The following is a 1,589-nucleotide window of genomic DNA, read 5'->3' on the forward strand; positions in this document are numbered from 1 at the left end:
CTGCTCCTCATCCTCGGCGCCTTGGCCGGGCTCGCCTGGGCGAACCTCGATCCCGGCGCCTATCACGCCTTCGTCGAGTTCCCCCTCGTCACCGGCGGCCCGTTCGGGGCGATGCACGCCGATGCCGACGGCCACCTCCACCGCGTGCTGACGCTGCACTACCTCGTCAACGACATGCTGATGGCGCTCTTCTTCGCCATCGCCGGCAAGGAGGTCTGGGAGGCGGTGGCGCTGCGGAACGGCGCGCTGCGCGGGCGCAAGGCGCTGACGCCGCTCATCGCCACCGCCGGCGGCATGATCGGCCCGGCCTCGGTCTACCTCGCCGGCGCCGCGGCGCTCGGCAGCTTCGCCGCGCTCGCCAACGGCTGGGCGATCCCGACCGCGACCGACATCGCCTTCTCCTACCTCATCGGCCGCGTCGTCTTCGGCGCCGGCCACCCGGCGGTGATGTTCCTGCTGCTGCTCGCCATCGCCGACGACGCCGGCGGCCTTGCCATCCTCGCCGTCTTCTACCCGCAGGGCGATCTCGCGCCGGGCTGGCTGCTGCTCGCCTTCGGCGCGGCGACGCTGGCCTGGCTGCTGACCAACTGGCTGCCGCGGCGGCTGGACCGCGGCCTGCCGCTCAAGCCCTTCGCCACCCGCATCCGGCGCACCCTCGGCTTCTGGCCCTACCTGATCGCCGGCTGCCTGAGCTGGTACGGCTTCCAGCGCGCGGGCATCCATCCCGCGCTCGGCCTCCTGCCGGTCATCCCGGCCATCCCGCACGCCGATGTCGAGTTCGGCATCTTCGCCGAGGAGGAGGCGCACCAGCCGGACCTGCTCAACCGGATCGAGCACGGCCTCAAGACCCCGGTCGAGATCATCCTCTTCTTCTTCGGGCTGATGAACGCGGGCGTCGAGTTCTCCGCCATGGGCGAGGCGACCTGGCTGGTGCTTGCCGGGCTCTGCATCGGCAAGCCGGTCGGGATCACCCTCTTCGGCCTCTTCGCCGCCCGCGTGCTCCGGCTCGGGCTGCCGGCCGGGATGGACGCGCGCGACCTCTTCGTGCTCGGCTGCGTGGCGGCGATCGGCTTCACCGTCTCGCTCTTCGTCGCCAGCGTCGCCTTCCCGCCCGGCCCGGTGCAGGACGCCGCCAAGATGGGCGCGCTCTTCTCCTTCGGCGCCGCGGCAATCGCCATCGCCGCCGGCCGGCTGCTCGGCGTGGGGCGACGACACCCCTAGGGCAGATCGAGGCCCGCGGTCACGAGGCAGCGCGGCGGGCCGTCGGGGTAGAAGTCGGGCGGCAGGTGGCGCGCCTCGGTCACGATCATGTTGCGGTCGGCGTCCCAGCCCATGTCGCGCTCCCAGACCAGGTCGCCGTCCGGGGCGGCCTCGAAGACCCGGCCCTGCTCGGCGTCGGTGACGAGGACGTTGCCGTTCGGCAGCATCTGGTGCTTGCCGCGCTGCCAGCTGTAGAAGGGCGTCTCCTCGGAGCCGGCGAAGAGCGTCTCGACGGCGCGGGTCCCCGGGTCGATGCGCAGGATGCGCGAGACGCCCGAGCCGGTGTGGTTGTCGTAGACGGTGATCGTGCCGTCGGGCTGGAAGTCGGG

General features: G+C 72.3%; 2 protein-coding genes. One reads left to right on the forward strand and one right to left on the reverse strand.

Features of this window, described 5'->3' with window-relative positions; translation table 11 throughout:
• Window positions 1-1,221, forward strand: a 1,221-nt coding sequence (locus Q0112_RS14105) for a Na+/H+ antiporter NhaA (RefSeq protein WP_297976334.1), incomplete at its 5' end; no start/stop codon positions are given.
• Here Q0112_RS14105 and Q0112_RS14110 read toward each other — a convergent pair.
• A partial coding sequence (locus Q0112_RS14110; RefSeq protein WP_297976336.1) for an arylsulfotransferase family protein occupies window positions 1,218-1,589 on the reverse strand: 372 nt, incomplete at its 5' end. The two genes, Q0112_RS14105 and Q0112_RS14110, sit on opposite strands and share 4 nt — an antisense overlap.

Source organism: uncultured Amaricoccus sp. (assembly GCF_937858865.1).
GTDB lineage: Bacteria > Pseudomonadota > Alphaproteobacteria > Rhodobacterales > Rhodobacteraceae > Amaricoccus.